The organism is Geothrix alkalitolerans, assembly GCF_022808885.1.
Taxonomy (GTDB): Bacteria; Acidobacteriota; Holophagae; order Holophagales; family Holophagaceae; genus Geothrix; species Geothrix alkalitolerans.
In genome coordinates, this window is the sequence record NZ_JAKZLE010000009.1 from 18607 (window position 1) to 42656 (window position 24050).

Genomic DNA, 24050 nt, shown 5'->3' on the forward strand with positions numbered 1-24050 from the left:
TCACCTTTCTCTGTTCTTTCCACCCGACGGTGGCCATCATGGGGCAGCCTCCCCGTCCAGCATCCCATGTCTGGCCCCGGGAGGGTTCCCACCTCCCCCCTCATCCGGCTTTCCTCCTCCACCTGACGCTGGACCCATGACGATTGCCGCAGCCAAGGCCACCAAGACCCTCCAGGTACTCCTGGTGGACGACAATCCCATTCAGCTGAGCCTCCTGCATCACCTCTTCCAGCGGCACGGACACACCACCCTCGAGGCCAAGAACGGCGCCGAGGCACTCATCGTCCTCGCCACGGAATGCCCGGACGTGGTGGTGAGCGACTGCGTCATGCCCCTGCTGGACGGCTACCAGCTCTGCCGCCTGCTGAAGGACGACCGGGCCACGCGCAACCTGCCCGTGCTCCTGCTGACGGCCCAGGGCGTGGGCCTGGCGCGCTTCTGGGCCAAGACCTGCGGGGCGGACCGCTTCCTGGTGAAGGGGCGGGACCTCGACCATGTGGTGGAGGCGGCCACCTCCCTGGTGGAGCAGACCGACCGGCTGCGGCCCCTTCCCGGCACCCCCCGGCTCGCCCAGGAGAACTTCGGCGTGGACGCCATCCAGCGCCGCCTGGCCATGGCCCTGGAGCAGCGCGTGGTGGAGACGGCGCTGCGCGACTCCATCTCCCGCCTCTACACCGTGGAGCACGACACCCTGCGGCTCATCCGCGGGTTCATCGAGATCCTCCAGGAGCTCGTGCTGCCGGGAGCCATCCTGGTGTCCTACATGGGCGAAGAAGGCACCGTCTGCCACGGGGCCCACGGCACCTCGGCCAGCGAGGAGGACCGCCGGGCCCTCGAGACCGCCCTCCTCCAGTTCTCGCCCGCCGGGGTTCCGACCGAGTGCCGATGGCACCCCGTGGATGACGGCGACGAACGGCGGCGCACCCTCCGGGATCCGGTGATGCGCGTGCTGCCCGCCCTCATGCCCGGCTACCCGGCCGTGGGCGCCCTGGGCTTCTTCGCCGAACGCCGCTCCGTCGAGGAATATGAGCGGCTGTTCGAGATCGCCAACGAGGAGCTGGGCCGCCTCCTCACCCTGGAGGACTCCCGCCTCCGCCTCTACCACCAGGCCATCCGCGACCCGCTGACGGGCCTGTTCAACCGGCGCCACATCCTCGACATGCTCAAGATCGAGGTGGATCAGTGCGGGCGGTTCGGACAGAGCCTGTCGCTGATGCTCATCGACCTGGACCACTTCAAGGCCGTGAACGACCGCTTCGGCCACGCCACCGGCGATCAGGTGCTCAGCGTCATGGCCCAGCGGATGTCCTTCGCCCTGCGCAAGGTGGACCAGCTGGGCCGCATCGGCGGCGAGGAGTTCCTGGCCTATGGGCCCCAGACCGAGCTGGAGGGCATCCGCGCCCTGGCGGAGCGGCTCCGCGAGCAGGTGGCCCTCGAGCCCCTGCCGGGACTTCCCAAGAACGACCGCGTGACGTTGAGCGTCGGCCTGGCCACCTGGGAAGGCCCCGCGGACAGCCTGGAGCGCCTGCTGGCCCGGGCCGACAAGGCCCTCTACCGGGCCAAGGCCGAGGGCCGGGACCGCGTCATCGGCTGACCTGCCGGGAAGACCAGGCCGCTTGACAGGGCCGGAACCGCCATCCCATGATTCCATACGCTTCCGTATGGAGACCTCATGGCCGAGCTTCCGCAGGATCAGTCCGCCTCCCCGGATCTCACCGAGCGGGTGGCCCGCCTGGAGGCCCAGGTGGCCTGGCTCCTCCAGCGCCAGCAGGCGCCCGTGCCTCCGCCCACCGCGCCCAGGGCCCGCAAAGCACCTGCCGCCGCGCCCCGGAAGCCGCTTTCTCCGGTGGTCTGGATCGCCGGTGCGGCGGCTTCCCTCTTCCTCGTGGGGGCCGTCTTCTTCTTCCACTGGGCCATCCAGCAGGGCTGGCTCGGGGCCGAGCTGCGCTTCGCCCTGGGGCTGCTGGTCGGCGCCGCCATCGCCGGCACCGCGGGGAAGCTCATCTTCGGTGAGGGACGCCGCCTGGGCGTGGCCCTGCTCCTGGCGGGCCTGGGCACCCTGCAGTTCACCTTCCGGGCCGGGGCCATGGCCTACCACTTCTACCCCGCCACCCTGGGCCTGGTGGCGGCGGCCCTGGTCACGTTGGTGGCCGGCGGTCTGGCGGCCCGGGGCCGCAGCGGCGGCGCCCTGACCGTGGCCCTGGTCTCCGGCCTCGCCGCGCCGCTGGTCTTCAGCCAGGGCGGCCACCACGAGGTGGCCCTGGCCATCTACCTGGCCGTGCTCATGGCCGCGGCGCTGGCGGTGCCCTACCTCGCCAGGACCGGGGAGGCCTGGCACGGCGCCCGCTGGACCGCGCTCATCGGCACCTGGCTCCTGCTGCTCCCGGCCTGCACCGAGGTGCTGAAGGCCGACGCCCCGGCCCTGGCGGGCCTGCTGGCCCTCCACCTGGCCCTGGCCGGAGGTTGGGCCTGGCTACCAGGACGGGAGGAGAAACCGGGCACGCCGACCGTGCTCTGGCTGGTCGCCTCGATCCTGGCCACCACGTACGGCGGCCTGGTGTGGAAGCGCCTGGACCTCGCGCCCGAAGCCTTCGCGGGACCGGTTCTCGGCCTCGCCGCCCTGAACCTGGCTCTCGTGAAGCCGCTGCGCCGCCGCCTGGGCGGCCGCCACGCGGACTGGGGCCTGCTGGCCCTGGCCACGGGGCATCTCGCCCTGGCGGTGCCCGTGGCCCTGGCCTGGCGCTGGGTCGGCCCCCTCTGGGGCGTCTTCGCCCTGGGCCTGGCCTGGGCCTCCCGGAAGGCCGAGGAGGGGGAGTTCACGCAGGAGGCCACCGCCCTGCGCTGGCTGGCGGCGGGCATGGCGCTGCTCACCACGCTCCGCTGGGCCTTCCACGGCCTGGACAGCCTCTTCTTCCACGGCAGCGGGACGGTGCCCTTCCTTCATGCCTCCTTCGTCGAAGGAGCCCTGGCCTCCGCCGCCTGGTTCCTGCTCACACGGCGCGGCGGCCCCCTGGGCGTGGTCTCGTTCCTCGCCCTGGAGGTGACGGCCAACGTGACCCTGGCCTTCGAAGCGGCCCGGCTGGTGCAGTGGCTCCAGACCCCCCCCCGGCCGCCTGGGGCCCCTCCCGCGCCGCCTCCATCGCCATGACGTTGGTGTGGGCCCTGTCCGGCGCCTGGCAGTGGATGCGGGGGCTGGGCCAGCGCGAGGCGGCCCGCCGCGCCCTGCTCGCCGCCGGCTATGCCTGGATGGGGATCGCCAGCTTCAAGCTCATCGTGTCGGACCTCGACCGCGCCGACACCCCCCTGCGCGCCCTGGCCTTCCTCGGCGTGGGGGCCATCGGCATGGCGGCCGCCATCCTCGCCCACCGGCATCATCCCGAGGGGAACGCATGACCTCCATCCGACTGATCGCTCCCCTGGGCCTCCTCCTGCTCGGCCTCGCCTGCGCCCGCGAGGACGCCGCAGCCCTGCGCCGGCGACCCATCCTGGCGCCGGCCGCCAGCGGGTGGGCGCGCCTGCCACTGGACGCGGATGCCCAGCGTCAGATGAAGGGTGCCTGGATCGGCGATGCGGAGGGGCGGAGCGTTCCCTTCCTGGTGGCCCGCGAGGGTCTCTGGGAATCGCGCACCCTGGCCCTGGATCGCCTGCTGACCGGGCGGGACGCCGAGGGCCGGCCCACGGCCGAGTTCTCGCTGAAGCTTCCCGAGGGCTGGCGGGTGGGCGAGCGGGAGACGCTGGAGCTCGACTTCGACCTCGACGGACGCGCCCCCTGGGTGGCTCAGGTGAAGGCCGAACGGCGACGCGAGGACGAGGGCGACGGCCGCGGCTTCATCACCTACGATGCCCCCGCAGCCATGCACCTCTACGACCTGTCGCCCTCGGGGCGCCGGCACACCCTCCACCTCCCCTGGGACGGCCAGCGCTACCGCCTGGTGCTGGTGGCCTCGCAGGGGGAAGCTCCGCGCATCCGCGGCCTCGCGGTGCGGGCGGAGACCCGGCCCGAGGCCCTGGAAGCGGAGCTGGCCCTCGAGGGCACCCTCGCCCCGGAGCCGGGCCGGCCGCGAACCTGGCGGCTGACGCTGCCCGACACGGAGCGCATCGTGGGGCTCGATCTGGTGCTGGCGCCGCCGGCCGCGCCCCTCGCGCCGGAAGTCCGGGTGGGAGAGCGGGTCGAGGCGGAGCGGCCCGGCATGGCCCAGACGATGGCTCAGACCTGGACCGGCGGTGACCTCGTCTGGAACCTCCCGGCGCTGGGCACGCGCTCCAGCCGCATCGCCCTCGCGCCGACGCTGGCGAAGACGCTCACCCTGACGCTGCCCGACGGCGCCACGCCCCAGCAGGTGCGCGCCCTGGTGCGGCGGCAGACCCTGATCTTCCCCGTGGAGGCGGGACAGGCCTACGTCCTCCACCTGGGGGGGGAGGCCAAACCCGCGCCTGGCAGCCTGGGCGCCCTGCCCTCCCTCCAGGTCCTGACCGCCGCCGCCGCCCTGACCCTCGGCGCCAGCGAGCCCGATCCCCAGGGCCTTCCCCGCCGCGTCGGCGCCGACGAGCGCGCCCGGCCCTGGATGCCCTGGTTGGCGGGGATCGCGGTGCTGGTCCTGGCCGCGGTCGCCTGGAAGCTGCTGAAGGAGAGCCCCGCCGCATGACGCCGGGAAGCCCCACTGGGAGGAGACCTACTACGTGCTGCGGGCCCTCCGGGAGCTGGGGGCCCTGGCTCCGGCCGAGCAGGCGAAGCGGGAGCGCCAGCTCCAGGCCTCCCTCCGGAAGATCGAAGGGAGGCTCTTCCACGACCTCGAGGCCATTCCCGGCTTTCCCCGCCCCCTCAGCCCTTCGCGGCCCCGGGAGTCGCCGGCCGCAGCTGCACCAGCGCCACCGCTCCCAGGATGACCGCCATGCCCAGGACCTGGCGCGGGCCGAAGGGCTCGTGGAGGATGAGGCCCCCCAGCAGCACGGCCACCACCGGGTTCAGGTAGGCATAGGTGCCCATCTTCGCCGGCGGCCAGGCCTTGGCCAGGTAGACGTAGGCGGAGAAGGCCAGCATGGAGCCGAACAGGGCCAGGTAGACCGTGGCCCCCACGGCCCTGTGGGTGAGCGGTCCCCGCAGGAACCCGCCCGCGAGGGGCGCGACCGTGAGCCCGATGGCCGCGGCGGTGGCCATCTGGATGCCCACGTTGGTGAGCAGCCCGCCGCCGTGGACGAAGTGCTTGCCGTGCAACGTGCCCCAGGACCAGATGATGGGCGCCGCCACCAGGGCCGCCAGCCCGCCCATGTGAACGCGCGTGCCGCCCGAAGGCCACACCAGTACGCAGACGCCGGCCAGCCCCAGCAGGAGGCCCATCCACCCCTTGGGGCCCAGCGGCTGCTTCGCCATGGAGAAGACCGCCAGCCACAGGGGCACCAGGGCCGCCAGCACCGCCGCCAGGCCCGAGGAGACGTGCAGCTCGGCCCAGGAGACCAGCGCGTTGGCACCTCCCAGCAGGAGGGCCCCCACGATCATGAGGTGGCCCACTTCCCGGGCAGGCGGCCAGGGCTCCCGCCGCAGCCGTCCCGCCGCCAGGGCCAGCACCGAGGCGAGGGAGAAGCGCGCCGCCACCAGGCCGTAGGGCGTGAAGGATTCCAGGCCCAGGGCGATGGCGAAGTAGGTGGAGCCCCACACCACGGCCACGGTGAGGTAGGCGAGCCAGGCGAGCATCAGGGTGTGCCCATGCCCGCTGCGCGCTCCACGCGGCAGACCCGCAGGTGGAAGGATCCGTACCACCGCTCCCGGCCCAGGCGCTGGGCCGCGGCATGCTCCGCGTGCGCCTTCCACGCGGCGATGGAGGCCTCGTCCTTCCAGTAGGACACGGTGATGCCAAAGCCCTCGGCGTCCCGGGCACTCTCCACGCCGAGGAAGCCGGGCTGCGAGCGGGCCAGCTCCACCATGCGGTCGGCCATGGCCTCGTAGCCCTGGTCGCCCGGGGTGCGCTGGCTGGTGAAGATGACGGCGAGGTAGGGCGGCTCGGGGGTTCGCGCGATCACTTCTTGGCCTTCTTCCCGGCGGCGTCGCCTGCCGGGAAGGGGCTCGGACCGGCCTTTTCCCAGTGGGTCTCCAGCACGATGGTGGTGCGCGTGGTCACCATGGGACCCAGCGCGCGGATGCGGCGCAGGCGCTCGGCGATGCCCGCGGGGGTGTCCGCCACCACCTTCAGCATGAGGGCGTCCTCGCCGGCCACCGTGTGGGCCTCCAGGATGTCCGGCTCGTCCTCAAGCGCCTTGATGAAGCGCTGCTCGATGGCCTCGTTGTTGTCCTTGTAGCGCACCGCCACGAAGGCCACATTGGGCTTGTTCACGGCCGCCGGGGCCACGCGGGCCGCGTAGCCCGCCAGGATGCCGTCGGCTTCCAGGCGCTTCACGCGGTCGATGATGGTGGGGCGGCTCACGCCGAGCCGCTCCGCCAGCTCCGCGTGGCTCATGCGGCCTTCCTGCTGGAGCAGGGCCACCAGGCGCCGGTTCAGATCGTCTTCCATCAACGTCTTCGCCATGCTGGACTCCGGGAATGGGGTTGATGAGAATCATTGAACACTGTGCTAGAAGGTTCGGCAATACGGATGACAACCCGTAAATGGCCCGGGTCGAGGTAAAATGCAGGCAGAGGTGCACATGGACTTCGCCCGACCCTTCACCGGCCAGAGCTTCTTCCTGATCGCGGGGCCCTGCGTCATCGAGAGCCGGGAGCATGCCCACCTGATGGCGTCGAGCCTGCGCGACCTGGCCGAGGCCCGGGGCATCCCCTTCATCTACAAGTCCAGCTTCGACAAGGCCAATCGCACCAGCCGCGACAGCCACCGGGGGCCGGGCATGGAGGAAGGCCTGGACATCCTGGCGGAGATCCGCAGCCGCTACGGCGTGCCCGTGCTCACGGACGTCCACGAGAGCAGCCAGTGCGGCCCCGCGGCCCAGGCCGTGGACGTCCTCCAGATCCCCGCCTTCCTCTGCCGCCAGACGGACCTGCTGCTGGCCGCCGCGGCAACGGGCCGCACCGTGAACCTGAAGAAGGGCCAGTTCCTCGCCCCCTGGGACCTCCAGCACGGCGTGGAGAAGCTGAAGTCCGTGCCCGGCCACGGCCCCGTGTGGGTGACCGAGCGCGGCTCCAGCTTCGGTTACGGCAACCTGGTGGTGGACTTCCAGAGCTTCCCCCACCTGCGCAAGACGGGCTGCCCCGTGATCTTCGACGCCACCCACAGCGTGCAGAAGCCCGGCGCCCTGGGCAAGGCCACCGGCGGCGCCCGGGAGATGATCCCCACCCTGGCGCGGGCCGCGGCCACGGCCGTGGACGGCTTCTTTTTCGAGGTGCACGACTGCCCCGAGAAGGCCTTCAGCGACGGCCCGAACGCCATGCGCCTCGAGCAGTTCGGCGCCCTGCTCGATGAGCTGCTGGTCCTGTGGAGGGCTGGCCGCGCCGCGGCGCAGCTCGATCCCGCCGGCAAGTGAGGGTCGCGATGCCGGAGGCGATCAAGGCCGGGCGCGCCCTGGAACTGCGCCCCCTCTGCCTGCGCGACGCCCGCCCCCTGTTCGCGCTCGTGGACGCCAACCGGGACCGCCTGCGCCACTGGCTGCCCTGGCCCGACGACAACCGCAGCGTGCAGGATTCCCGCGCCTACATCCTGAGGGTGCGGGCCCAGGCGCGCGCGGGCATGGCCCTGCCCTTCGGCCTCTGGTGGAAGGGCGACCTGGTGGGCGTGGCGGGTTTCGTGTGGCTCGATCCGGCCAACCGCAGCGGAGGCATCGGCTACTGGCTGGCGCGGGAGGCCGAGGGCCACGGCCTGATGACCGCCGCCGTGTCGGCCCTGGCCCGCCACGGCTTCTACGCCCTCAAGCTCAACCGAGTGGAGATCCGCGCCGGCATCCGCAACCGCCGCAGCCGCGCCATTCCCGAGCGCCTGGGCTTCCGCCACGAGGGCACCCTGCGCCAGGCCGAGCGCCTTGTGGGCCGCTACGTGGATCATGCGGTGTACGGGATGCTGGCGGAGGAATGGCGGACCCGATAAACCGCCCGCGCGCCCGGCAGTAACCGGGACATGCGCCTCTGGATCCCCCTGCTCATCCTTTCCGCCCTCCCCCTGGGGGCCCAGACGGCCATGGTGTCGGTGGTCCGCCAGCCCAAGGCCACCGCCGCGGAGTTCACCGTTCCCATCACTGACCTCCAGGTGCGGGACCAGGGCGATTTCGCGCACCTCCACCTGGGCGTCGGCCTCGGGGCCCGGCACTGGGACGACGGCGACACCAGCCTGCGGTTCGTCATGGACGCCAACGCCACCGCCAACGCGCTGTTCGTGGGATTCGGTGCCATCGTGGAGGTGCCGCCCGGCGAGGGCGCCTTCCTCGGCCCCCGCCTCCGTGTGGGCTGGGCCTTCCACCCGTCCTGGGCCCTCAGCCTCGAAGGCGAGCACCTGGAACGCCCCTTCACCGACGGGATCACGCCCCGCCGGCGGAGCGCCCTGGGGCTGGCCCTCACCTGCCGATTCTGAGCGCCGACCCGGCCTTCAGCGGAGCCGGAAAGGCATCGTCAGGCGGAACCGCGCATACTGCGGCACCCCGTTGAGCTTGGCCGGCTCGAACCGCCAGGCCAGGGAATAGCTGATGGCGGTGAACAGCAGGGGTACCGGCCCTTCCCTCGCCTCGGCCTGGACGGGCTCACCCTGCGGATCGATGATCAGGTCCAGGACCACCGTGCCCTGAACGCGGGCCAGCTTTGCCGCGGGCGGATACGGCGGCGCGGGCGGCTGGCGCTTTACGCGGATCTGGCTGAAGTCGAAGTCCACCACGCCCCCGGCCTTTTGTGCGGGCGCGGTGGAGGCGGGAGCGGGCGCCGATGGTTTCGCGGCCGGCCTGATCTCCCGAATCGGGGCCGGAGGCGCCAAGACCTCGTCCAGGCCCTGCCTGAGCACACCGGCGACCAGATCCTGGAGGCCAGCATCGCCCTTCTGCCCAGCCACCCGGTTGAAGAAGGCGATGCGGGGCGGTTTTCCGGCCACGTTCTCGGTCAGGTCCCGGTCCTCCCAGAGCGAGCAACGCGCTCGGACCTGACAGATGGCCAGGCCCTCCGCCCGGACGACCTGGATCTGCAGCCCGAGGTGGAAGGCGTCCTGCGGTCCCGCCTCCAAGGGCGCGACCCGGGTCAGGCCGCTCCGGTCCAAGAAGCGTCCGAGCTCGGCCTCCAGCCGGTCGGCCTCGAGAACGGCCGGTCCGTCCGTCGAGTTCTGCGCCACCTCCACCACCACCTTGGATGGCGGCGCCGAGGGGTGGGGCGCGCCTGGCGCAGCGTCGAGGTGGAAGGGTACCCGCAGGTCACATCGCACCCGCAGGGGTGTCCCGTCGATGACGACGGGCTGGAAGGTCCAGGCTTGCAGATAGGCCGCCGCGGCCTCGCGAAGCAGCCTGGGGCCCTCCAGGGCCTCGGCCCGCTCCACCCAACCGGAGCGCGAGATGGTCAGCCGCAGCAGAACCTCACCTTCCAGGTTCGCAAAGCGGGCCAGGGGAGGGTACGGGGGCGAATCAGCCCGTTTCCGGACCACCAGACGCTGGAAGTCGTAGGGCACCGGGTCCGAAGTCGCGGCGGGAGGTGCCACCAGGGTGCCCGGACCGGCCGGCGCAGGCTGGGCCAGGGCCGGGAGAAAGGGGCTGAGACAGGCCAGGAGACCGGCGGCGGGGCGCATGGGAACCTCGGGAACGTCGGGCCAATGTAGGGGGGGCTCGGCGGAGGCCTACTCCACGCCCGCCGCGTAGGTGAGGTTCAGCAGGGCCATGGCGCGGGTGACCTTGCCCACGCTGTTCTTCGTGGTGTCGGTGTAGAGAATGCCGCGGCGCTCCAGGGCCTCGTAGTCGAAATTGCCGTCACCGCTGAGGTCGAAGCAGAGGGCGCCGTCCTTGATCCAGTCCGTGCGGATCTGGTATCCGGGGGCTGGAACGGCGCTCACGATGACGTCGGCCATGCGGACGAAGCCCTCCAGGTGCGTGGGGTTGGTGGCGGCGTGGCAGAGGATGGGCGTGCCCTTGAGGTTGGCCACCATGGCCGTGAGGGGCCGGCCGATGCGGAGGCTGTCGTTGATGACGAGGACGGTCTTCCCCGCCATCCAGCCGTCGCCGAAGCCCCGCTTGAGCGTCTTCACGATGGCCCGGGCGGTGCAGGGCGTCATGCAGCGGTGCTGGGAGCCGTCGTCCAGGCGCTTCCGGTACTTGGTCAGGAACCCGATGTTGATGGCGTGGAGGCCCTCGATGTCCTTGCCCGGATCCACCAGGTCCATGACCTCGTCATCCTTGATCTCGGGGTAGCGCAGGGGATAGAAGATGAACACGCCGTGGGTCTTGTCGTCCTGGTTGAGGCGGGCGATGAGCTTCACGAGCTGCATGCCGTTCTCCACGCGCAGGTCGGCGGCGTTGATGCCCAGGTCCTCGCAGTCCTTCATGAGCCAGCGCTGGTAGGTGACGCTGCCGGGGTCGCTGCTCCCGAGGATCACGCCGAGGCCCGGGGAGAAGCCGAGCTTCTTCACGTTCAAGCGCACCAGGTCCAGGTAGTGCCGGGCGGTCTCCTGGCAGTCGAGCTTCCCCGTGAGCGTGGTGGGCATGCGGCACCTCGCCTTCCAGTTTATCCACCCGGCGGGCCGGGCACCCTATCCTGGTCCCATGCGCTCCTCCAAGCCTCAGCTCCGCGAGATCCAGGCCCGGCTGCGCGCCGCCTACCCAGACGCTCGCTGCGCCCTGGACCACCGGGACCCCTTCCAGCTGGTGGTGGCCACCATCCTCAGCGCCCAGTGCACGGACGCCCGGGTGAACCTCACCACGCCAGCCCTCTTCGCCCGCTACCCCAATGCGGCCAGCCTGGCGGCGGCCCGCACGGAGGAACTGGAAGCCCTCATCAAGTCCACGGGCTTCTTCCGCAACAAGGCGAAGAACCTCATCGGACTCGGACAGGCGCTGATGGCGAAGCACGGCGGATGCGTGCCTTCGGACCCGGCGGAGCTGGGCGCCCTGCCCGGCGTGGGCCAGAAGACCGCCAATGTCGTCCTGGCCAACGCCTTCGGCGTGCCGGCCCTGGCCGTGGACACCCACATCTTCCGCGTGGGGCGCCGCCTGGGCCTCTCGAAGGCCGCGACCCCCGAGAAGGTGGAGGCGGACCTCTGCCGCCTCTTCCCCCGGGAGGACTGGATCGAGCTGCACCACCAGCTCATCTTCCACGGCCGCCGCACCTGCGACGCCCGCCGCCCCGCCTGTGCCGCCTGCCCGTTGCTGGACCTCTGCCCCACGGGGCTGGGGCAGATCAAGGATCCGCACCTGGGGGTGAGGCTGACGGTAGATCCTGGGCCGAGCGCGCTGCGCCCTGCGGTGCCCCTGCCCCGATCAAGAGGCGCCAGGCAGGATCATCAGGCTCTGCCTGAAGATCCTGCGGGGCCCCGGGGGGACATCGCGAGCGAGGCGAGCAGGCGGTCCCCCCGGAGCCTGTCAGGCCCCCAGCGCATCGTCAGCCTCGTCCCGTCGGTCACGGAGCTGCTCGTCCAGTGGGGCCTGGCGGCGCGGCTGGCGGGGCGCACGCGGTACTGCATCGAGCCGCGGTGGATCCGAAACACGGTGCCGGCCGTGGGCGGCACCAAGAACCCGGACCTGGACCGCATCCGCGACCTGGCGCCGGACCTGGTGATCCTCGAGCGCGACGAGAACCCGAAGGAGGTGGCCGACGCCCTCACGGCCCTGGACATCCCCTGGCTGGCCCTGGAGATCCGGACGGTGAAGGACTGCGTGCGCGCCTTGCGCCAGCTGGGGGAGCGCCTCGGCGCCGTCGAGGTCGCTGAATCCCGCGCCTCGGCGCTGGAGGCCACCCTGAAGGGACGCCGCCGCAAGGGTCCCCGCACCCTCGCCCTCATCTGGAAGGATCCCTGGATGAGCGCCGGGCCCGACACCTACGTGGGCGATCTCCTCCGGACGGGGGGCCTGACGCCCCTCGGCCCGGACCGCTACCCGACGCTGACCGACGACGATCTGGCGGCCCTCTCGCCCGAGCTGATCCTCCTCCCCACCGAGCCCTACCGCTTCAACCGGCGCCATCAGGCCGAGCTGCAGCGGCGCTTCCCGGACGCGGAGGTGCGCGTGGTGGATGGCCAGGCCCTCACCTGGTACCTCAGCCGGACGGAGCTGGGCCTCGACCTGGTGCGGAGCTTCCGATAGGGTGGTGGGCAATCCCCACCGAGAGGTGTCCCGTGTCGCGTCCTCCGCTGTGCAGCCTTCTCCTGGCCCTCTCCGGCCTCGCCCTGGGGGCCCAGGGCATCTTCAACAACGCCAACAGCCCCAGCGACCCCACCTGCCCGAGGATCATGCAGGAAAAGACGGAATTGAACGACAAGAGCCAGTACGGTCCCAACGGGGCGGACGCCTCCGCGGTCCGCTACTCCCAGCGTGGGGATCAGTTCTTCCCTCCGGCGGCCCGGAAGGATGTCTCCGCCTTCACCGCCTACGACGAGAAGAGCAAGGGCATCTCCATCGCCAGCCTCAAGGGCAAGGTGGTGCTGGTGGGCCTCTGGAGCAAGAACTGCGATCCCTCCGCCAAGATGCTCCAGGAATTCGCCAGCCTCTATCCCAAGAAGGGTCAGTACGGTTTCGAGATCCTGGCGATCAATTTCGATGAGAACCAGCAGGACAGCGGCATTGAGGGCGGCTGGCGGGCCATCCACAAGTTCATGAACCGGAACCGCCAGTTCTTCGAGAGCAGCCACATGCCCGTCTTCACGCCGGGCCTCGGCAAGGAGGGTCCGTCCAACTTCATGGACATGGTCTATTCCGTGCCCGTGCTGTTCGTGGTGGACCGCCAGGGGAAGCTGGCCGAACTGCACATCGGCTACCATGACGGCTTCGTGGGCCAGGCCGTGATGCGGGCCCTGCGGGAGCGGACGCCCGCCCCGGCGCCAGCCCCGGCGCCAACCCCGGCACCCGCCCTGGCCGAACCCGCCAAACCTGCCCAGCCCTGACCTCATCTATTGAGGTAACCTGTCCGGCGAGGCTGCCCGCCCCGCCGGAGGATCCATGCCCTTGCCCCTGATCTGCCTCATGACGGCCCTGCCTGCCCTGCAGGCTCCCGCCCCTGCCCCGGCCCCCCAGGCCGTGATCGAGGCGGCCAAGGCGAAGGCCAAGGCCGTGATGGAGGCCCGGGCCGCCTTCATGAAGGCCGGGGGCAACACCAAGGACTTCCGTGGCGACTGCGCCAAGGAGCTGGCGGACCTGGACGCGCGCCTGGCGGTCGAAAAAGCCCCGGAGCTGCGCCAGGCCCTGCTGGTGAGCAAGCTGTTCCACCTCCAGCTGGCCAAGGCCGAGCCTGCCCCGGCCTTCCTGGCCCAGCTGAAGCAGGAGGTGCCGCCCACCGCCGCCGCCTGGAGCCTGGACCCGGGCCTGCTCACCGCCCGCGCCGAAGCTGACCCCAAGGGCTGGGACGCCTACGTGGCCGAGGCCCGGACGAAGCACGCCGACGCGGACCTCCGGCGCACCCTGCTCTTCGAGCACTTCTGGGAGCGCCTGGACGCCAAGGACGAGGCCGCCTGGAAGCCCGCCTACGAGACCCTGCAGAAGGACTTCGCCGGCAGCCGCCAGGCCAAGCAGGCCCAGGGCATCCTCGAGGGCGAGCTGAAGACCGGCCTGGGGCGCCCGGCGCCGGCCTTCCACCTCCAGGCCCTGGGCGATCCGACGACCACCTACACGCTGGACACCTTCAAGGGCAAGTACGTGCTCATCGACTTCTGGGCCACCTGGTGCCCGCCCTGCCGCGCCGAGATGCCCTCCATGCACGCCGCCTGGGCCAGGTTCAAGACGAAGCCCTTCGAGATCCTCTCGCTCTCCTTCGACCGCCGCGTCGAGCACATCGCGCCCTTCCGGAAGCAGGCCGCCACACCCATGCCCTGGAAGCACGCCTTCATCGAGGGCGGCTTCCAGAACCCCGTGGCCGACGCCTACGGCGTGAAGGGCATCCCCAAGCCCCTGCTCGTCGGACCCGACGGCAAGATCGTCGCCAGCGGCGCCCAGCTGCGGGGCGAGAACCTGGAGAAGACGCTGGAGACGTTCCTGGGGAAGTAGCACGCGCTTAACCGGCAGCGTGAATTCAGAAAGGGCCCGCGTTCGCGGGCCCTCGTCATTTGCCTTCCAGCCACGCCCTCATGCTCTCGGGCTTCTGGAAGCCGAGGATGCGACGCAGCTCCCTGCCGTCCGCGTCCAGCAGGAGGACCGTCGGGTAGCTGCGGATCTGGAGCTTGGCGGCCAGGTCCTTGCGCTTGGCGTCGGTGTCGATGCGGATGGGCACAGCGTTCTGGGCCATCCACTGCTTCACGGAGGCGTCGGGCCAGGTCTTCTCGTCCAGCTCCTTGCACTGGGCGCACCACTCGGCGTAGATGTCCACCAGCACGAGCTTCTTTTCGGCCCTGGCCTTGGCCAGTGCGCCTTCCAGGTCCTGCTCCATCCAGCCGGCGTGTTCGTCTGCCACGGCCGCCGCGCCGCCCTTGGGCAGCAGGTCCACCTTCAGGTAGGTCTCCACCGTTCGAACGCCCAGCAACAGGGTCAGGACCAGCATCAGGAGGGCGAAGCCCTTGCGGAGCTGGCCCACCAGGCCCGCGGCGGCCTCGAAGGCGCCGAAGACGGCCGCGCCCGCCAGCATCACGATGGTCCACATGGCGAAGTTCGCCCAGTCCGGCACCACGAGCCGCACGTTCCAGGCCGCGAAGCCCAGCACCACCAGGCCCATGCCCTGCTTGAACCGCGTGAGCCAGTCGCCGCTCTTGGGCAGGGCCGCCGAGAAGGTGCCCACGGCCAGGAACAGCACGCCCATGCCCAGGGCGAAGACGAAGAGCTGGAGCCCGCCCATGAAGACATCGCCCCGCTGGGCAATGCCCACCAGCACCGCGCCGATGACGGGGCCCACGCAGGGCGCCGACAGGGGTCCCAGCACGAGGCCCATGAGGAAAGCCCCGCCGAAGCCCTTGCGGGAGCCGTCACCCTGCAGCTTCAGGGCGAGCCCCTGGGGCAGGGCGATCTCGAAGGCCCCGAAGAGGGAGAGCGCGAAGGCCGCGAAGAGCAGGGACACCGGAATGAGGAAGGCAGGCTTCTGCGCGAAGGCCCCGAAGGCCGCACCGCTGCGCGCGGCCAGCACGCCCAGCGTGGTGTAGGTGACCGCCATGCCCAGCACCAGCATGGCAGACAGCGCGAAGCCCCTGGCCTTGCCGCTGCCCTTGGCTCCCACGATGGCCATGGTGATGGGGATCATCGGGTACACGCAGGGCGTGAGCGAGGCCCCCATGCCCGCCAGGAAGACCAGGAGCAGCGACCAGAACAGGCCCGAGTGCTCGGGGACAGGCGCAGGCGCAGCCGCCTGCGCCGTGGGAGAAGGCGAAGCCGCAGGGGTCGCCGGCTCTGCCGTTTTTTCCACCGGAGAAACCGCAGGTTTCTCTGCCGGCACGGCCGCGGGCGCGGCAGTCGGAATCTCGGACGCCCTCACATCCAGCACCCGAGTGGTCGGCGGGAAGCAGACGCCGCCCTCGCCCTCGGTGCAGGGCTGGTAGGTCACTTCCAGTTTCACGGTGCCGCTGAGGCTCTCGCCGCGCAGGGGGATGCGCACCGTGCCATGCCACACGCCGTCGCCGATCTCGTCCTGGGCGTCCGTGGCGGGCAGGGGACCCACCTTCAGCGTTCCGGCGCCGCCCTTCTTCGCCACCTCCATGAACGAGGCCTTCAGGTGGGCGCCCGGCGGCACCGTGAGCACCACGGCTCCCTTCTGGAAGGCCAGGCTCACGCTCTTGATCGCATCGAAGGAGGGATCGGCCTTCTGGGCCCAGGCGGTCGCCGCCAGCAGAACGGAGCAGAACAGGGACTTCAGGAACCGCATGGGCACTCCAGGCGTGCCTCGGGGCACCCTCCATGATCCCCTGGGCGGACCGCCCTCCGCCAGCGGCCACTGCGATGGCAGGGGCCGGCGGTCAGGACAGGCCGCCCGCGGCCCGCTGGACGAAGTTCTGGAGGCCCATCTGCCCGATGAGGTCGAGCTGGGTTTCCAGCCAGTCCACGTGTTCCTCCTCGCTCTCAAGGATGTCCTGGGCCAAGTCGCGGCTCACGTAGTCGCGGATGCCTTCCGCATAGGCGATGGTCTCGCGCAGGTCCTTCATGGCGTCCATCTCCAGGGCCAGGTCCCCCTCCAGCACCTCCTTGGGATTCTGGCCGATGCGCAGCTTGTGCAGGTCCTGCATGCTGGGCAGGCCCTCCAGGAAGAGGATCCGCTCGATGAGACGGTCGGCGTGCTTCATCTCGTCGATGGATTCCCGGTACTCGTGCTCCCCCAGTTCCTTCAGGCCCCAGTTGCGGCACATGCGGGCGTGGAGGAAGTACTGGTTGATGGCCGTGAGTTCGTTGCGGAGGAGCCGGTTCAGGTGCTGGATGAGGGTCGCATCGCCTTGCATGGGGCCTCCCCTGGAAAGGCCCTCACCATAGCCACCTTTGCCGGTTCCTCACAACTCGTTTCAGCTGGCCTTGGCGATCTCGCCCGGTACGCCCCAGACCGGGCGGCAGCGTCCCCGGCAGCCCCAGGGCGTCGCGAGCGGATCCAGGGCCACCCCCACCGGCTCCCCGGCCCGGATGGCCAGGACCGCCTCGGCCATGGCTCCCAGACAGCGGCCGCAGTCCGGCTTGGCCTCCAGGACCTCGAAGACCGCCTTCACCGACGCCGCGCCGCGCTCCCGCACGGCCCAGGCGACCTGGTCTTCCGTGATGGCGTTGCAGATGCAGAGATACATGCCCGGCCTCAGGAATCCATTCTAATCAAAAGAGAAGGAGTCTCAATATTGAAATGTGTGATCTGCGCCACAATCCCCGCCCACGGTCGCTGGATTAGGCTGGAACCATGACGTCGAGCCCCGCCTTCCCCTGGTCCGCGCCCCTGCTGGCGCGCCTTCGGGCCCACCTGGCCGCCGAGCCCTTCCCCCGGGATGCCGCCCACGACCTGGGCCACATCCTGCGGGTGGCGCGCCTGGCGGGCGTCCTGGCCACCGAGGAGGGCGCGGATGTAGAGGTCTGCGTGGCCGCCGCCCTGCTCCACGACCTGGTCTACCGCCCCAAGAACCACCCGGAGTCGCCGCTCACCGCCCGCATGGCGGCGGAGCTGGTGCCCCAGTGGTGCCGGGAGACGCCGGGATTGGAGCCGAAGGCAGAGGCCATCGCCGCCGCCGTGGCCACCCACAGCTGGAGCGGGGGCGAGTCTCCCGGCAGCCTGGAGGCCGCCGTGCTGCAGGACGCCGACCGCCTGGAGGCCCTGGGCGCCATCGGCATCGCCCGGGTCTTCGCCACGGGCGCCAGCTTTGGGGCCGGCCTCTGGCACCCGGAGGACCCCTGGGCCGAGGGCCGCGACCTGGATGACAAGGCCTGGAGCCTGGACCACTTCGAGCGGAAGCTCCTTAAGCTCGCCGCCGGCATGACCACCGCCGCGGGGCGCCGCCGCGCCGGGGCCCGCCAGGCGGTCATGACCGCCTACCTGACCGCGCTCCGCGCGGAGCTGGGGCCGACGGCCGAGCCCTGATCGCCGTTCCTCATGTCCGCAGTTCCATGGCCGATAGCTATACTCAGCCATGCCTTTCACCCTCTCTCTCCGACGCCCCTTCGTGGCCGATCATTTCCACAACCTTCCTGGATTCCAGGAGGATCGGCACGGGCACAACTGGGAAGTCGAGGCCACGGTCGAGCTGGTCTCCGAAGCGGACGAGGCGGCCTTCGCCAAGGCCCTGGATGCCTGGCTGGAAGCCGTGGACTACCACCTGCTGAACACCCTGTCCCCGCTGGATGGGCGGAACCCCACCGCCGAGGCCCTGGCCGAGTGGGCCTTCGAGCATCTGCGGGAGGCGGACCTGCATCCGCACAGCGTGAAAATCCGGGAAAAGGCCAACTACTGGGCGCTCTGCCGGGGAGACGCCACGTCATGAGACCCGCCCGCAGGTCAGGTCCGGGCCCGAGTCTGCGGATGGGCATGTGCACGGGCCTGGGCTCGGGGCTCTTCCTGGGCCTGTTCCTGGCCTTGACGGGCTGCGGGCGCCAGGCGGCCCGGGAGGCGGCTTCGCGGCCCGCTCCCCCGCCCAGGCCCGCCACCTCGGCCCGGAAGGACTGGTCCTGGCGCCCGGTGGGGGGGCTGGCCATCCTGGAAGGCGAGCTGGCCTCACCCGCGGAGCTGGTGCTGGAGGGGCGCTCCATCCGGGAGGCCCGCTTCGCCGAAGCCGGCCCCGTGCGCTGGGAGCTGTTCCGCCCCCCCGTAGGCGAGACCGCCCTGCTGCGCACCGCCTCCGGCCAGATCCTGGCCCGCTTCGAGTTCGTGCTGCCTCCGCCGGCCAGGGTCGCGCCCCCGAAACCCAGCACCCGCGCTGCTTCCAGGGTCCCGTCGAAGGCGCCGCATGCCGACCCGCCGGCCCGGGCCGAGGTGGGCCCCGCCATCGTGCCCGCCCGGCCTCCGAAAGCCTTGCCCGGATTGCCCGCCGTGGCCCCGGATCGGGTCACTCCCCTCCCGAGCCCCGCTCCGTTCCTTCTCCCCCGCGCCGCGGCGCCGGCCCCGGGGCCAGGCCCCTGGCCCGGGATGGGCGAGGCGCTCAACCTCACCCGCGGCCCCGGGGGACAGAAGCGGCTGCTCCTCAGCTTCGATGGCGGCTCCAATGCCGAGGTCGCCACCGAGATCCTCGACGCCCTGAAGGCCCGGGGCGTGCGCACCACCATCTTCCTCACGGGCGCCTTCATCCAGCACTTCCCGGCCCTGGTGAAGCGCATGGCGGCAGAAGGGCACGAGCTGGGCAACCACACCATGAACCATCCCCACTTCGCGCCGGGCATGAAGCGCGATCCCAAGTGGACCAAGGAGCGGGTGCAGCGGGAACTCCTGGAGGCCGATGCGGCCCTGGTGCGCCTCCTCGGCCGCCCCATGGATCCCTACTGGCGGGCGCCCTATGGCGAACAGACCGCCGAGATCCGCCGGTGGGCCGAGGAACTGGGCTACCGCCACGTGGGCTGGAGCGAAGGCGCGGACACCCTGGACTGGGCGACACCGAAGGAGCGCCGCCTGTACCGCAGCGGCGATGCCATCCTCCAGCGCCTCAGGCAGCGCCTGGACCGCGATGGCGACGGCCTCATCGTGCTCATGCACCTGGGCTCGGAGCGGGCCGAGAAGGACCGGCCCTCCGCGGGGCTGGGGGCCTTCATGGACCGCGCGCGACGGGAAGGCTGGGCCTTCGTGCCGGCCAGCGCTTTCCTGCACGACCTTGGCAAGCCCGCCTGGAACCCGCAGCTGCGCCTGGCCTTCCTGCAATCCCCAACTCCAGCGCCCCAGTCCCGCTGAGCGCCGCGCCCCTGGGCTACACTGAAGCCCAGTCACCTTGGAGGCGCGTTGCAGGGGATCGGCCGTTGGATGCTGAGGGCAGGACTGGGCTTCGTGGCCCTGGTGCTGCTGCTCTCGCTGGCCAGCTTCCATCCTCTGGACCCGCACCCCTTCACGCAGGGCGCCGCCGTGGCGGGCGTGCAGAACCTCTGCGGCACCGTCGGGGCCACCATCGCGGGTCTGCTCCAGACCCTCATGGGCATGGGCGCCTGGATCGTCCCGCCCTACCTGCTCTGGGAAGCCTGGCCCCGGGAGGAGCACCGCTGGCCCGGCCGCCTGGCCTGGCTGGGTCTGGCCCTGGCGGTCTGGACGGCCCTCGGCGCCTTCGGCAGCCGGTCCTGGCCGGGCCTCGATGGCGTAGGCACCGTGGAGATCCGCTGGGGCGGCTGGCTGGGAAGCACCCTGTGGCCCGCCCAGCGTCACCTCCTGGGGCCTGTCGGACTGCCCCTCTTCCTGGCCCTGGTGATGCTCACCTGCGCCCTCGTCCTGGCCCCCTCCGTGACGCGCGGCATCGGCAGGCTGCTGCACCGCTGGCTGGGCGAGACCGCCTGGCCCTGGGTGAAGCCCATGCCGGCGAAGGGTTTCCAGGGTTTCCTCGGCATGGTGAAGCGGCCCTTCCTCCGCGGCCGCAACCCGGACCAGCCGGACCTGGACGCGGCGGATGGCGCGGCCCTGCTGGCCCTGGCCCAGCGCCAGGAGGCCCTGGAGGCCCAGCGAGAGGCCCTCCTGAAGGCCGAGTTGGAGACGGCAGAGGTCCGCAGGAAGCAGCCCCTCGTCCGCGCCGAGGACCTGCTTCCGCCCATTCAGTCCATCAACCTCGATGCCACCCAGACCCTGATCGACGCGCAGCCGCTCCCCACCTCCGCACCGACGCCCCCCCTGCCCGCCGACGCCCCCTTCCGGGCCAAGCTGCTCGCCGAGGCCCCGCCGCCGCCCAAGCCGAAGGCCACCGTGGCCAAGGTCCAGGTGGCCAAGGACCGCTTCGGGCGGGAGATCGTCCAGCCCCCGCTGCCCCTCACGGAGCCCACCCCGGCGCGCCCCCTGCCCGCCCCGCCGCCCGATCCGGAACCGGGCCCGGCCTCCCGGGAGACCCTGCCCCCGCGCCGGCTCTTCGATCCTCCCGGACAGCACGCGAAGGCTGACCTCGCGGCGCTGGAGTCCATCAAGGAAGTCATTGGACAGAAACTGTCCGAATTCAAGATCAAGGGCGCCGTTACCGGCATGCAGCCCGGCCCCGTGGTCACGGTGTTCGAGTTCCAGCCCGATCCCGGCATCCCCCTGTCCCGCATCCTGGGCATGGAGGAGGATCTCGCCCTGGCCCTGCAGGCTGAAGCTGTGCGCATGGACCGCATTCCGGGCAAGAACCTGGTGGGCATCGAGGTGCCCAACCCCAAGCGGGAGATCATCACCTTCCGCGAGGTCATCGACAGCCCCTCGTTCCGCGACGCGCCGGGGCTGCTTCAGCTGGCACTCGGCAAGGACATCGCGGGCAAGCCCGTGGTGGCCGACCTCAACAAGATGCCCCACCTGCTCATCGGCGGCAGCACCGGCAGCGGCAAGAGCGTGGGCGTGAACGCCATGATCTGCTCCTGCCTCGTGCGCGCCCTGCCCGACGAGGTGAAGCTCATCCTCGTGGACCCGAAGATGGTGGAGCTGGGCGTCTACGAGGACATCCCGCACCTGTGGGCGCCGGTAGTCACGGACATGAAGGAGGCGGGCCGCGTGCTGAAGTGGGTGGTGGCCCAGATGGAGGACCGCTACCGCCGCCTGGCCCTGCTCAGCGTGCGCGACCTCAAGGGCTTCAACACCAAGATCGCCGACGCCGGCGGAAGCCTGGACATCTCCGAGCGCACGCCCAATCCGCGCTGGCCGGACCGGCCCGCGGTGCTGGACCCCATGCCGCACGTGGTGGTGGTCATCGACGAGCTGGCGGACCTCATGATGGTGGCCCGCAGCGAGGTGGAGGACAGCATCGCCCGCATCGCCCAGAAGGCCCGCGCCGTGGGCATCCACCTCATCCTCGCCACCCAGCGGCCCTCGGTGGACGTGGTCACGGGCGTCATCAAGGCCAACCTGCCCAGCCGCCTCAGCTACCGCGTGCGCACCAAGATCGACAGCCGCACCATCCTGGATTCCGGCGGCGGCGAGCAGCTGCTGGGCGCCGGCGACGCGCTGTTCCTCCCCAACGGCGCCAGCCATCCCCGGCGCATCCACGCCCCCTTCCTCACGGAGGACGAGACCCTGCGCCTCGTCACCTGGCTGCGGGAGCGCGGCCGGCCCGACTACAACCAGTCCCTCGTCAGCGCCATGGAGACCGAGGAGGAGACCGCCCTCTTCGACGAGGCGGAGATGGGCGGCGGCGACGACATCTACGTCCGGGCCCTCGCCGTGGTGAAGCGGGAGCGCAAGGCCAGCACCAGCCTCCTCCAGCGCAAGCTCAACCTCGGCTACGGCCGCGCCGCGCGCCTCATCGACCGCATGGAGGAGGAAGGCATCGTCGGGCCCGACCGCGGCGCGGGGAAACCGCGCGAAGTGCTGGTCGAGGCGGAGTGAGTCTCAGACGATATCGTTAATCGATTCATAACCATATCAACATAATTCAATCCATTGAACACTTGTAGAAACCCGCCATCGGACTGTCCGTAGATCTGCGTCACACATTTCTTGATGCATCGATCATGAATCCTCAGACTTCGCTTACCCCTGCCTGAGGAGCCTGCATGAATTCCGTCCCCTTTCTCCGCGCCGCCAGCCTCCTGGCCGCCGCTTCCTGCCTGTTGGCCGCCGAGCCCGCTGCGGCCCAAAAGCCGGCTTCCGCGAAGATCTGCACCACCTGCCACACCACCGCCGCCGACAACCTCCGCGGCAACTTCGACAACCTCGCCCTCAAGAACAATTCCTTCCAGCTCAAGCTCGACGAGCGCACGGAAGTGCTGCGGTTCGACAAGGCCTCGCTGAAGGTGGTCACCCCCGAGCCCGCCGCCAACGCGGAAGCGGCCCTCAAGTCCATCGCCAAGGGCCACGAGGTGCGCGTTCAGTTCACCGAGAAGGACGGCGTGAAGACCGCCGTGGCGGTGTTCGCCAAGCCTCCCGTCAAGCTGGCCGCCAGCGAGACCATCACGCTCGACGAGCTCCAGAAGCTGGTGGTCCTGGGCCCCGAGAAAGGAAAGTATTTCCTCTTCGACTCGCGCCCGGCGCCACGCTTCATGGAAGGCGCCATCCCCACGGCCGTGAACCTGCCCTTCCCCGCCTTCGACAAGAACGTGGCCAAGCTGCCGGCCGACAAGGGCGCGCTGGTGATCTTCTACTGCAGCGGGAAGACCTGCAACATGAGCCCCGGATCGCTCGCCAAGGCCAAGAAGCTGGGCTACACGAACGCCAAGGTGTTCATCGACGGCATGCCCGCCTGGACGAAGAAGGCCTACGGCGTGCTGAGCCCGGCTTCCATGAAGGTCGCGTTCCTCGACACGCAGACGCCGCTCGTGATCCTCGACACCCGTCCCGCCGCTGAAGCCTCCAAGGGCTTCATCAAGGGCGCCGTGGCCGCGGATCCCGCGAAGACGGCCGACCTGCTCCAGACCTTCCCCTCCGCCAAGCTCAAGCCCCCGGTGGTGGTGGTGGATGAGACCGGCGGCGACGCGGCGAAGGCCGTGGCCTCCGACCTGGTCAAGGCCGGCTATGTGGGCGTGAACGTCCTCACCGGCGGGTTCAAGGCCTGGCAGGCTGCGTCGATGCCGGTGGAGACGGGAACGTTGGCCACCAAGGCCGCCTTCGTGCCCAAGCCCCGCCCCGGCGCCATCGCCCCGGCGGAGTTCACCAGGCTCGCGAACCTCGCTCCCGCCGAGCGTGGCGCGGTGATCCTGGACGTCAGGAACCTCGACGAGACGAAGAACGGCATCATCAAGGGTGCCCTCACCGTCCCCGAACCCCAGCTTCTGGCCCGGCTGGCCGAGGTCCCCAAGGGCCAGAAGGTGATCTGCCACTGCTCCACGGGCATCCGTGCCGAGCTGGCCTACCACCTGCTGAAGGAGAAGGGCTACGACGTGCAGTTCCTCCCCACGGAGATCACCATCATCGACAGCGGCGAGTTCACCCTCGACTGAATCCCCTCGCCATCATAAAAAAGGCCGGTCCCGTGACCGGCCTTTTTTATGCCAGCCACCCCCAAGCAACACTCAAGTCTGGCCCGACTCGGCCGATAGCATGGGGCATGAGGGTCTGCCATGGACGCCAGCCTTGCCCCCTATCACCACCACCACCAGGAGCTGCGACGCCTGGCGCGCGAGCATGAGGCCCGCCTGGCCCCGGCCCTGGTGCGAAGCCATCCGGACCTCTGCCTGGCCGGCGCGCAGGCCCTCCTCGTCACGGTCAAGGCCCACGTGTCCATGGAGAACACCGTCCTGTATCCGGCGCTGCTGGAAGCCATGGACCCCGACATCCAGGCCACCGCGAGAGGGCTGGAGGCGGGCCTGGGCGAGCTGAAGACCCGGCTGCGCCAGTTCAGCCACCACTGGCCCAGCGCCGAAGCCATCCGGCTGGCACCGGAGGCCTTCATCGAGACGTCCAGGGACCTGCTCCAGGTCCTCCGCCGGCGAATCGACCTGGAGGAAGCCCGGCTGTTCCCCCTCGTGGAACGGGCCTAGCCTCG

At 70.7% G+C, this 24050-nt stretch carries 24 protein-coding genes; 16 read left to right on the plus strand and 8 right to left on the minus strand.

Annotation, left to right across the window (positions count from 1 at the left end; translation table 11 throughout):
• Positions 1–136: 136 nt before the first annotated feature.
• From MLJ35_RS15270 to MLJ35_RS15285, 4 genes are all read left to right on the plus strand, one after another.
• Positions 137–1594, plus strand: coding sequence for a GGDEF domain-containing response regulator (locus MLJ35_RS15270; RefSeq protein ID WP_275976446.1), 1458 nt, complete (start codon positions 137–139; stop codon positions 1592–1594).
• A 78-nt stretch (positions 1595–1672) separates the two neighbouring features.
• On the plus strand, positions 1673–3148 hold the full coding sequence (locus tag MLJ35_RS15275) for a DUF2339 domain-containing protein (protein WP_243385025.1): 1476 nt from the start codon (positions 1673–1675) through the stop codon (positions 3146–3148).
• Positions 3145–3393 (plus strand): hypothetical protein, encoded by a 249-nt coding sequence (locus tag MLJ35_RS15280; RefSeq protein WP_243385026.1) that lies wholly within the window; start codon positions 3145–3147, stop codon positions 3391–3393. The genes MLJ35_RS15275 and MLJ35_RS15280 overlap by 4 nt, the downstream gene beginning before the upstream one ends.
• Positions 3390–4646: a hypothetical protein gene (locus MLJ35_RS15285; RefSeq protein WP_243384100.1), complete on the plus strand. Its 1257-nt coding sequence runs from the start codon at positions 3390–3392 to the stop codon at positions 4644–4646. The genes MLJ35_RS15280 and MLJ35_RS15285 overlap by 4 nt, the downstream gene beginning before the upstream one ends.
• Positions 4647–4822: 176 nt before the next feature.
• Here MLJ35_RS15285 and MLJ35_RS15290 read toward each other — a convergent pair whose 3' ends face one another.
• From MLJ35_RS15290 to MLJ35_RS15300, 3 genes are read right to left on the minus strand one after another with little or no spacing between them, the layout of a single operon-like run.
• Positions 4823–5692, minus strand: coding sequence for an EamA family transporter (locus tag MLJ35_RS15290; protein ID WP_243383868.1), 870 nt, complete (start codon positions 5690–5692; stop codon positions 4823–4825).
• Positions 5692–6018, minus strand: coding sequence for an antibiotic biosynthesis monooxygenase family protein (locus MLJ35_RS15295; protein ID WP_243383869.1), 327 nt, complete (start codon positions 6016–6018; stop codon positions 5692–5694). The genes MLJ35_RS15290 and MLJ35_RS15295 overlap by 1 nt, the downstream gene beginning before the upstream one ends.
• Entirely contained in the window at positions 6015–6521 is a 507-nt protein-coding gene (locus MLJ35_RS15300; RefSeq protein ID WP_243287242.1) for an Lrp/AsnC family transcriptional regulator, read from the minus strand. The genes MLJ35_RS15295 and MLJ35_RS15300 overlap by 4 nt, the downstream gene beginning before the upstream one ends.
• A 118-nt stretch (positions 6522–6639) precedes the next feature.
• Here MLJ35_RS15300 and kdsA point away from each other — a divergent pair, with 118 nt between their 5' ends.
• The 3 genes from kdsA to MLJ35_RS15315 are packed head-to-tail and all read left to right on the plus strand — an operon-like array spanning position 6640 to position 8507.
• The gene (kdsA, locus tag MLJ35_RS15305; protein ID WP_243322743.1) at positions 6640–7470 is read left to right on the plus strand and encodes a 3-deoxy-8-phosphooctulonate synthase; all 831 of its coding nucleotides are present in this window, start codon (positions 6640–6642) and stop codon (positions 7468–7470) included.
• Positions 7471–7478: 8 nt separating this feature from the next.
• Positions 7479–8027, plus strand: coding sequence for a GNAT family N-acetyltransferase (locus MLJ35_RS15310; RefSeq protein ID WP_243322741.1), 549 nt, complete (start codon positions 7479–7481; stop codon positions 8025–8027).
• Positions 8028–8057: 30 nt separating this feature from the next.
• Positions 8058–8507, plus strand: a complete 450-nt coding sequence (locus MLJ35_RS15315) for a hypothetical protein (RefSeq protein WP_243322739.1) — start codon at positions 8058–8060, stop codon at positions 8505–8507.
• Positions 8508–8522: 15 nt separating this feature from the next.
• Here the strand turns inward: MLJ35_RS15315 and MLJ35_RS15320 are convergent, their stop codons facing one another.
• Both MLJ35_RS15320 and MLJ35_RS15325 read right to left on the minus strand, forming a co-directional pair.
• Positions 8523–9695: an energy transducer TonB gene (locus tag MLJ35_RS15320; RefSeq protein ID WP_243383870.1), complete on the minus strand. Its 1173-nt coding sequence runs from the start codon at positions 9693–9695 to the stop codon at positions 8523–8525.
• A 48-nt stretch (positions 9696–9743) separates the two neighbouring features.
• A complete protein-coding gene (locus MLJ35_RS15325; protein ID WP_243322735.1) occupies positions 9744–10604 on the minus strand; it encodes a bifunctional 5,10-methylenetetrahydrofolate dehydrogenase/5,10-methenyltetrahydrofolate cyclohydrolase in 861 nt (286 codons plus the stop codon).
• Between the two features lie 58 nt (positions 10605–10662).
• Between MLJ35_RS15325 and nth the strand changes: the two genes are divergently transcribed.
• From nth to MLJ35_RS15340, 3 genes are read left to right on the plus strand one after another with little or no spacing between them, the layout of a single operon-like run.
• Positions 10663–12198, plus strand: a complete 1536-nt coding sequence (gene nth, locus MLJ35_RS15330; protein WP_243383871.1) for an endonuclease III — start codon at positions 10663–10665, stop codon at positions 12196–12198.
• A gap of 32 nt (positions 12199–12230) precedes the next feature.
• Positions 12231–12995: a TlpA disulfide reductase family protein gene (locus tag MLJ35_RS15335; protein WP_243383872.1), complete on the plus strand. Its 765-nt coding sequence runs from the start codon at positions 12231–12233 to the stop codon at positions 12993–12995.
• Positions 12996–13050: 55 nt separating this feature from the next.
• Positions 13051–14091 (plus strand): TlpA family protein disulfide reductase, encoded by a 1041-nt coding sequence (locus MLJ35_RS15340; RefSeq protein WP_243383873.1) that lies wholly within the window; start codon positions 13051–13053, stop codon positions 14089–14091.
• A 55-nt stretch (positions 14092–14146) separates the two neighbouring features.
• On the opposite strand, the gene MLJ35_RS15345 is transcribed toward MLJ35_RS15340, so the two are convergent.
• From MLJ35_RS15345 to MLJ35_RS15355, 3 genes are all read right to left on the minus strand, one after another.
• Positions 14147–15889, minus strand: coding sequence for a protein-disulfide reductase DsbD family protein (locus MLJ35_RS15345; RefSeq protein ID WP_243383874.1), 1743 nt, complete (start codon positions 15887–15889; stop codon positions 14147–14149).
• 91 nt (positions 15890–15980) lie between these two features.
• Positions 15981–16457, minus strand: a complete 477-nt coding sequence (bfr, locus tag MLJ35_RS15350; RefSeq protein WP_243287252.1) for a bacterioferritin — start codon at positions 16455–16457, stop codon at positions 15981–15983.
• Between the two features lie 60 nt (positions 16458–16517).
• Complete coding sequence (locus tag MLJ35_RS15355; RefSeq protein WP_243383875.1) at positions 16518–16790, minus strand: (2Fe-2S)-binding protein; 273 nt, start codon at positions 16788–16790, stop codon at positions 16518–16520.
• 107 nt (positions 16791–16897) lie between these two features.
• Here MLJ35_RS15355 and MLJ35_RS15360 point away from each other — a divergent pair, with 107 nt between their 5' ends.
• The 6 genes from MLJ35_RS15360 to MLJ35_RS15385 all read left to right on the plus strand — a co-directional run bounded on the left by MLJ35_RS15360 (position 16898) and on the right by MLJ35_RS15385 (position 24045).
• On the plus strand, positions 16898–17569 hold the full coding sequence (locus MLJ35_RS15360) for an HD domain-containing protein (RefSeq protein ID WP_243383876.1): 672 nt from the start codon (positions 16898–16900) through the stop codon (positions 17567–17569).
• Positions 17570–17618: 49 nt separating this feature from the next.
• The gene (locus MLJ35_RS15365; RefSeq protein ID WP_243383877.1) at positions 17619–17969 is read left to right on the plus strand and encodes a 6-pyruvoyl trahydropterin synthase family protein; all 351 of its coding nucleotides are present in this window, start codon (positions 17619–17621) and stop codon (positions 17967–17969) included.
• 44 nt (positions 17970–18013) lie between these two features.
• Positions 18014–19363: a polysaccharide deacetylase family protein gene (locus MLJ35_RS15370; protein WP_243383878.1), complete on the plus strand. Its 1350-nt coding sequence runs from the start codon at positions 18014–18016 to the stop codon at positions 19361–19363.
• 48 nt (positions 19364–19411) lie between these two features.
• Positions 19412–21955, plus strand: a complete 2544-nt coding sequence (locus MLJ35_RS15375; protein WP_243383879.1) for an FtsK/SpoIIIE family DNA translocase — start codon at positions 19412–19414, stop codon at positions 21953–21955.
• 167 nt (positions 21956–22122) lie between these two features.
• Complete coding sequence (locus tag MLJ35_RS15380; protein ID WP_243383880.1) at positions 22123–23505, plus strand: rhodanese-like domain-containing protein; 1383 nt, start codon at positions 22123–22125, stop codon at positions 23503–23505.
• A gap of 120 nt (positions 23506–23625) precedes the next feature.
• Positions 23626–24045, plus strand: coding sequence for a hemerythrin domain-containing protein (locus tag MLJ35_RS15385; protein WP_243322715.1), 420 nt, complete (start codon positions 23626–23628; stop codon positions 24043–24045).
• The last annotated feature ends 5 nt before the right edge of the window (positions 24046–24050 follow it).